We start from the raw sequence: 8,253 nt of genomic DNA, 5'->3' as shown, positions 1-8,253 counted from the left end.
GAGGACAAACTCTTCGATAGGTTGGTTATTGCTAATATCACAGGATTATGACGAAAAACGGATATTCAAAAACATTTAAATACAAACCAAATGAAACAATTTTCTTTTGAAAAACTAAACGTCTGGAAAAAGTCTAGGATTTCATCTACCTTGATTTATAAGATAACCAAGACATTTCCTGAAGAAGAGAAATTTGGATTAACTAGTCAAATGAAAAGAAGCGCTATTTCAATAGTATCTAATATAGCCGAAGGTACCGGAAGAACATCAGGGAAAGATAAAGCTAGGTTTACTGAAATCGCATTTAGTTCGGCACTAGGACTTTTAAACCAACCCATATTATCATATGATTTAGAATTCATTTCAGAGTTGAATGGACTAGACAAATCTCAACTAAAAACATAAGCATTAAACTAATAAACATTAAACCCATAAACATAATTAATCATGAAACATTATATATACATATCCCTTTTGAGTACCATTATTTTATCTTCCTGTAGCGGTACCAGCAAAAAATCTGTTGAAGACATTATTGCCTCAAAAGATAAAACTGCTATTGAAACCAAACGGAGTGAATTAAAAAAACAACAGCACCAAATAGCTACAGATTTAGAAAAAATAGAAGCTGAATTAGATAAACTTAACAATAAAAAGGTATTGCCCCTAATTACCACTTTAGCTATTGAAAAAGAAGAATTTAATCACTTTTTAGAAATTCAGGGCAGTGTAAAAACCAAACAAAACATTGTTTTATATCCAGAGTTTTCTGGAACATTAACAAGCGTTTATGTAAAAGAAGGTCAAAAAGTTAGCAAAGGGCAAACCCTGGCAAAAATTGATGATGGCGGTTTAAGTCAGCAACTATCCCAAGCTAAAACACAAGCAGCTCTAGCCAAAACGACTTATGAGCGTCAAAAACGACTTTGGGAACAAAAAATTGGCTCAGAAATTCAATTTTTACAAGCCGAAACCACGTTTAAAGCAGCTCAAAACACTGTAAGACAACTTCAATCCCAATTAAGAAAAACGCTTATAAAAGCTCCTTTTTCAGGTATTATTGACGATGTTATTACCGAACAAGGAAGCGTTGTTGCTCCAGGACAACCTGCTTTGTTAAGGATTGTTAACCTAGACAATATGTACATTGAGGCAGAGGTTCCGGAAACACATTTACCAAATGTAACAAAAGATAAAAAAGTTGAAGTTAGCTTTCCCGTTTTAGACAAAACAATTACGACCTCTGTTCGTCAAGTTGGAAATTTTATCAATCCTAACAACAGAGCTTTTAAAGTTGAAGTAGCTGTACCTAATAAAGACGGTGACATCAAACCCAATTTAACCAGTAAACTTAAAATTAACGATTATACAAATCCTGCAGCAATACTAATTCCCCAAAACATTATTTCGGAAAACAGTTTAGGGGAGCAATATGTTTTTGTGGTTGATAGTATTGGTGAAAACAATACGGGTAAAGCCAAAAAAGCTATTATCACGACTGGTAAAACGCAAGGCGATTTTATTGAAGTCTTAACAGGCTTGGAAGCTGGAAACGCTGTAATTAAAGATGGGGCAAGAAGCGTTCAAGATGGGCAGGAAGTTGAAATCAGTCATTAGACGTTAGTTATTTAGTTTGTAATCAAAAAACTAAAATATGGAAAAAACAGAGTTTAAATTTGAAGATTTAAAAATATATCAAAGAGCATTAGACTTAGTAAATATAGTTTATGAAACCTGTGAAAATTTTCCAAACTCCGAAAACTACAATCTTACTTCTCAGTTTAAAAGAGCAAGTGTCTCTATTGCATTAAATATTGCTGAAGGTTCTGGTGATACCGATGCTCAATTCAATAGATTCTTGCAAATAGCTCTAAACTCATTAAAAGAATGTGTGGTTTGTGCTACTATTGCCGAAAGACAAAATTTTATAGATAGTAATCGTGATATATTAATTCGTGAAAAATTGCAAGAGCTATCCAAAATGATAACTAGCCTGCAAAAATATTTAAAGAAAAACACAAAAAATTAATACTTAAAGTCTAACGACTAAACGTCTAAAGACCGAAGACTAATACCAAAATAATGAGCAAACTTTATAAAGAATTCAAACCATCATCTTGGGCCATAAACAACAAAACAGTTGTCTATGTAATCGTGGCTATCTTCCTGTTTATGGGAATTTCAGCTTACTTTAATTTACCACGTGAAAGCTTTCCAGAAGTAAAAGAAACTAAAATTTACATTAGCACACCTTATCCTGGGAATACTGCTGAAGATATTGAAAAACTAATTGTAGATCCGCTGGAAGACCGTGTAAAGAACATCAGCAATGTTACCGAAGTGCTTTCAACATCGCAAGAAGACTACGGAATGATCGTTGTTGAGTTTGATGAAAACATTACCGTCGAAGCAGCTAGACAAAAAGTAAAAGATGAAGTGGATAGCGAAAAAGCATCTGAAGATTGGCCTACTTTTAATGGAGCCAAAGTAGAACCCAATGTCTTTGATCTTAATTTCTCTGAAGAAATGCCAATCCTAAACATTAACTTAACTGGAGATTATCCAGTTGACAAGCTAAAAGAATTTGCAGAAATCCTTCAAGATGATATTGAAGATTTAGATGAAATTAAAGCTGCCGATATACGTGGTGCACAAGAAAAAGAAGTAGAAGTTGCTGTAGACATTTACAAAATGATGGCCGCTAAAGTAAGTTTTAGCGATGTTATTTCTGCCATTCAAAATGGTAATATAACCATGAGTGGCGGTAATCTTATAGCAAGTGGCCAACGTAGAACCGTTAGGGTAATTGGTGAAATAGACAATCCCAAACAACTCGAAAATTTTGTTGTAAAATCTGATAATGGCGCTGTGTATCTACGTGATATTGCAACAGTCTCTTTTATTGATGAAGATCACACAACTTTTGCCCGTGACTTTGGTAAAAACGTTGTAATGCTAGATGTAAAAAAACGATCTGGTAAAAATATGGTAGCAGCTACAGAAGCTATTTACGAAATCATCAAAAAGTCACAAGAAACCAATGCTATTCCAAAAGATGTAAAGATATCTGCTGCTAACGATCAGTCGCAAATCACCTTAAATCAAGTTGACGATTTAGTAAACAACATCATTTTTGGTATTATTCTGGTAACAACCGTTTTAATGTTTTTCCTTGGATTTAGAAACGCATTGTTTGTTGGTTTTGCTATCCCTATGTCTATGGTTATGGCCTTTATGATTGTTCAAATTTTAGGCTATACTATGAATACCATGATCCTTTTTGGACTCATTATGGGTCTGGGAATGTTGGTAGACAACGGTATCGTACTGGTAGAAAATGTGTATCGTTTAATGGATGAAGAAGGCATGAGCCGAATTGAAGCTGCCAAAGAAGGAATTGGTGAAATAGCGATGCCTATTATTATTTCAACCTTAACAACAGTGGCGGCATTTATCCCATTAGGGATGTGGCCTGGCATGATGGGAGAGTTTATGATTTATTTCCCTATTACACTTTCGATAGTTTTGGGATCTTCATTATTTGTAGCGGTTTTTATCAACTCCGTTATGGTATCGCAATTCATGAAAATTGAAGAAGACACCATTTCAATGAAACGTTTAATAAGAATATCTATCATTTTAGTGGTTTTAGGGTTGTTTATCTATTTTGTTGGAGGCACTTTTCGCGGGTTGGGCAGTCTACTCATTTTTAGTGCTGTATTACTTTGGGGCTATAAGTATGTCATTAAAGGCTTAACCCATACGTTTAAAGATCAATTTTTACCACGTTTAGAAAACTGGTACGAAAAGCGCTTACGTGCCGCTTTAAAAGGAAGGATGCCTTATGTTTATGTAGGCGGAACAATTCTTATTCTTTTCATTTCGTTTATCGCTTTTGGGATGTCTGTTGACAGCAAACGTACTAAAATAGAATTCTTTCCAGACAATACACCCAAACAAATCATGGTGTATATAGAATACCCAGAAGGGACAGCCATCGAGAAAACCAATAAAATAACAAAAGATATTGAAAACCGGGTTTACCAAGTTATCCGAAGTGACAAATACTCAAATTCCGAAGACGACAGTAAAAATTTCTTGGTAGAATCCGTGGTATCCCAAGTTGGTGAAGGTGCTGGAAACCCATTTACAGATGGTGGTTCGGCAGCAGAAATGCCCAACAGAGGTAAAATTACAGCCACCATGCGTGAGTTTAAATTTAGAAGGGATGCCGATAACAATATTATTGATAGTGAAGAATTACGTAAAGACATTCAAAACACATTAAAAGGCATTTATCCAGGAGTTTCTATTTCTGTTGAAAAAGATCCTGTAGGGCCACCAGCGGGCTACCCTATTAATATAGAAATTGAAGGTCTGGATTACAATCAATTAATTACGGTTGCCGAAAACATCAAGAAGTTTATTGATAGTAAAAATATACCTGGAATTGACCAATTAAAAATCGATGTAAACCGAGGAAAACCTGTAACCAGAGTAGATATAGACCGTGAAAAAGCTGGAGAATTAGGTGTAACCGCAGGTCAAGTAGGTCAGCAACTACGCAACTCAATATTTGGTGCAAAAGCAGGTGTTTACAAAAAGGATGGTGAAGATTACGATATTAATGTTCGCTTTAATGAAGACATACGGTATAACACAAGTGCCCTTTTTAATCAAAACATCATTTTCAGGGATCAGGCAACAGGACAATTAAAAGAAGTCCCTGTTTCTGCAGTAGCTAAACAAGTGAATACTTCGTCTTTTAGTTCTATTAAGCACCGGGATTACAAACGCGTTGTAACCGTTTATTCGGCCCTAGCACCGGGATTTATCGATGCCAATGTTATTGTCGACCAAATTAAAGCAGAGATGGAATCGTATAGTGACACCTATGGCAAGCTCCCTGGTGATATTAAAATTGATTATACGGGACAACTAGAAGAACAAGCTAAAGAACAAGCTTTCTTAAACAAGGCGCTTTTAGCTGGTTTAGGCTTAATTATGCTTATTTTAATTTTTCAATTTGGTTCGATTTCAAAGCCAACCATTATTATGGGAGCCATCTTTTTAAGTTTTGCTGGTGTATTTTTAGGTTTAGTTGCTACGGGTTGGTCTTTTGTTATAATGATGACCATGATGGGTATTATCTCATTAGCCGGAATTGTTGTAAATAATGGCGTAGTACTGCTTGATTACACACAGCTGCTTATCGACAGAAAGCGTGCCTCAATGGAGGGTATTGACGTTGCAGAACGCCTACCTGTAGAAGATATCAAGGAAGCTATTGTAAAAGGTGGAAAAGCACGTTTAAGACCTGTACTATTAACAGCCATTACTACCGTTTTTGGGTTAATCCCATTAGCTATTGGATTTAACATTGATTTCTTTTCATTATTCAATAGATTTGATCCAAATATCTATATAGGAGGAGATAATGTTATTTTCTGGGGACCATTGGCTTGGACCGTTATTTTTGGGTTATTGTTTGCTACATTCTTAACCTTAATAATAGTCCCTGTTTTATTCTTTTTAGTAAATAAACTAAAACGAAAAATATTTTTAAGGAGACAAATTTCAAATGCATCCTCTTAAAAATTAGGAACTCACAAAATCAAAAAACCCAGAGCTTATGAAGGCTCTGGGTTTTGCATTATTATATACCGTTTTTTCTACTTCCATTCAAAATCTCCATTTTCTACAGACCAATCATTACCAAAGAATCCAGCACACTTAACAGCTGTTATCCCATTTTTTAACACTTCATCATCAAACAACAAAACATCTGGAAACGTAGTTCCATTAACAAGATAATGGTTCATATAAGCAGCCTTCATGCCTTTTAGTCCACTCGCGGTCACAACACCGACACTAGCCTTATCGCTATCGGTTCTAGGCACAATAAAGTACATACCCCAATGGTTACCCGACAAAACTTTACCATTAAAGTTTACTTCGTTATTTTTAACTTGTATGGGAGCGTCTTTTAATAAGGTATTCCAAGCCGCATTATTACTTTTATTACCATATACAACTACATTACGATCGCTGTAGTTTGCTAAATTAAAATCCACATCCTTAACGACCTCTACCGATCCATTGGCTCGATACCAAAACGTTTCGGCATCAAATCGAGCACGGTTATAATACCAATTGTTTTCTGTTTTTGTTCCTTGGGTAGCATACACAAAAACGACATTGTTTCTAAAGGCGTCCTTAAAGCCACCATTTCTATGCGGTCCCTTTTCCTTTAAACCAGGAGCTGTGGTCTCCTTCCAACCATCTTCAGTTCTTTTGAATGTACTTTTCTCATCAGGCCTTACAGTCAACGCATATCCATCTATTTCAATAGCACCATAGTTATCTTTTATTTTAGAAAAATCAACTTCAAGTAATACAACATTATCTGTTTTCAATAAATACTTATTTTCCTCTTTCGAAAAATTAAAAGAGCTGGTTTTAAATGGTACTTTCTGTTGATGAATCGTTATAAAATGTGACTTAGAGGATACACCTGGTGACCCGGTATAAAACTCCAACTTCTTAATCTCTTCATCGGCCTTAATAGTACGCTGTTTAAAAAGATCGAAGATAGGAGGCCAATCGACAGAGTGATTTCCGTACCAATGTGTACCATCTGGATACTCATAATAAGTAAAATCGGGATGGAACTTCCCTAATCGTTCACGCATATCACGTGCAATATACGTAGGCACCACATTATCTATTTCGCCATGTAGTACGTACACACCATGATGTAAATAGTTACGAATTAACTCCAAGGTTCTACTGGGTGTTCCTGCCCTGTAAATCATCGTTTCAACAGGAGTCGGTTGTGGTTTTGACTTTAAACGACTTACTACTTTAGGCGTCAGCCCAAATCGTGTTAGTGTTTCTTGCGGCATTTGCAAACGCCTGTTTATAAATCCATCACGGTATAACAAAAGATCCGGATAACCGGCACAAGGTGCTATGGCTGCAAAATAATCGGGATAGGTCGCTCCCAAATACCAAGTACCATGTCCACCCATAGAGTGTCCTGTTAAATAAATTCTACTCGGGTCAGGCTTATAAATCGTTTTTGCATCCGACAAAACCTCCAATGCATCCAGTCTACCCCAATCTTCCCAAGCAAAACCAAACGGACGCCTGTTTGTAGGCGCTATTAAATTCCCCCAATCTTTTTGCTTGTAGGCATTAGCTTGATTAACGGCTTCTACCGAAGCCCCATGAACCGATAAAAACAAAGCCCCTTTAGTTAATGTTTTATCACTAGACGGTGCAACACTATAATATTGCACACTACCGTCTACACCACTTACGAACGTACGTTTGTGGTGTTTGTGTTTTGACTTAATTTGTAAAGCCACCTCTTTGGTATTCAATGTTTTCTTATTACTCCCTTTTAATTCCAATTTTAGCTTGGATGCTCCTATTTTATCTTCATTGGTTACCGACGGAATGGAAAACCTCACTTTACGAACACTCATAGGAGGAATTTGAGAGATGTTCGTTAGGACTGTTTCTCCTTCTAATGTTGCAGAAATAGCATAATTTTTAACCCAACCATTAGTTGTATTTATAACACGTATTGCTCCTTCATAAGACTTAGGTTCTTCTACCAATACATCGGGAAGTGTTAAATCGCGCGTAGTTAACTGTATGCTTGTTTTTGGTTCAATAAGCCGTGCCCTAATCCTTGGGAAACGACCTACCTTTAAAACAAAGACATTAAGTCCTTTATTTAATTTTACAGGGATTAAATTCCAACCAAAATCGTAATGATCGCCTTCATGTGGTAACCCGTTAATTAATGCAAGTGAATGCCCCGAAGCCTCAAACAACACTGTTTTTGAAGTGCTTGAACGATATTTTAAGCACACATAACTTGATCGTAAATCCCTATCGTTAAAGCTATTGGTCGAATCTACAGTTATCGCTTTCCACACTACAGGTTTACCTAAAAAGTCAACATCAAAGACTGCCCCGTGTTTAGGCTCGTATGCAGCGTTCATTAAGAATTCATTAAAAACAGGGTCTTTAGGAAACGAAGAAGAATTAAAATTATAAGTCTGTACCTTAAGAGCCAATGCCTCCTTGAAGACATGAACTAATTTGCCTTCTTCAATAGTTTCGACCTTTTCCTTGCCAAAATACTCAACAATATTTCCTGTTCTTTGTTGAGCAGGAACAGCAGCTGAAATAAATAGAAGACATAACATTAAAGGGATGATCTTAAACATAATATTTACT

Annotated in this window: 5 protein-coding genes; 4 read left to right on the top strand and 1 reads right to left on the bottom strand. The window is 36.0% G+C overall.

Features of this window, described 5'->3' with window-relative positions; translation table 11 throughout:
• Nucleotides 1-90 precede the first annotated feature (90 nt).
• Genes ABD792_RS02045 through ABD792_RS02030 form a run of 4 tightly spaced genes read left to right on the top strand, consistent with a single transcriptional unit; the run spans nucleotide 91 to nucleotide 5,595 of the window.
• Nucleotides 91-405, top strand: coding sequence for a four helix bundle protein (locus ABD792_RS02045; RefSeq protein WP_345004061.1), 315 nt, complete (start codon nucleotides 91-93; stop codon nucleotides 403-405).
• Between the two features lie 42 nt (nucleotides 406-447).
• Nucleotides 448-1,617, top strand: coding sequence for an efflux RND transporter periplasmic adaptor subunit (locus tag ABD792_RS02040; protein ID WP_345004059.1), 1,170 nt, complete (start codon nucleotides 448-450; stop codon nucleotides 1,615-1,617).
• Between the two features lie 37 nt (nucleotides 1,618-1,654).
• On the top strand, nucleotides 1,655-2,029 hold the full coding sequence (locus ABD792_RS02035; protein ID WP_345004057.1) for a four helix bundle protein: 375 nt from the start codon (nucleotides 1,655-1,657) through the stop codon (nucleotides 2,027-2,029).
• A 53-nt stretch (nucleotides 2,030-2,082) separates the two neighbouring features.
• Complete coding sequence (locus ABD792_RS02030; RefSeq protein WP_345004055.1) at nucleotides 2,083-5,595, top strand: efflux RND transporter permease subunit; 3,513 nt, start codon at nucleotides 2,083-2,085, stop codon at nucleotides 5,593-5,595.
• A 77-nt stretch (nucleotides 5,596-5,672) separates the two neighbouring features.
• Here ABD792_RS02030 and ABD792_RS02025 read toward each other — a convergent pair whose 3' ends face one another.
• Nucleotides 5,673-8,243, bottom strand: a complete 2,571-nt coding sequence (locus ABD792_RS02025; RefSeq protein ID WP_345004054.1) for a carboxylesterase family protein — start codon at nucleotides 8,241-8,243, stop codon at nucleotides 5,673-5,675.
• Nucleotides 8,244-8,253 lie beyond the last annotated feature (10 nt).

The organism is Snuella lapsa, assembly GCF_039539345.1.
GTDB classification, from domain to species: domain Bacteria; phylum Bacteroidota; class Bacteroidia; order Flavobacteriales; family Flavobacteriaceae; genus Snuella; species Snuella lapsa.
Note: the sequence above shows the minus strand (reverse complement) of the source record. Positions and strands in the feature narration are given on the sequence as shown.

Coding starts and splice junctions, on each gene's coding strand:
- ABD792_RS02035 (WP_345004057.1), top strand. CDS start 1,655: ATGGAAAAAACAGAGTTTAAATTTGAAGATTTAAAAATATATCAAAGA.
- ABD792_RS02045 (WP_345004061.1), top strand. CDS start 91: ATGAAACAATTTTCTTTTGAAAAACTAAACGTCTGGAAAAAGTCTAGG.
- ABD792_RS02030 (WP_345004055.1), top strand. CDS start 2,083: ATGAGCAAACTTTATAAAGAATTCAAACCATCATCTTGGGCCATAAAC.
- ABD792_RS02025 (WP_345004054.1), bottom strand. CDS start 8,243: ATGTTTAAGATCATCCCTTTAATGTTATGTCTTCTATTTATTTCAGCT.
- ABD792_RS02040 (WP_345004059.1), top strand. CDS start 448: ATGAAACATTATATATACATATCCCTTTTGAGTACCATTATTTTATCT.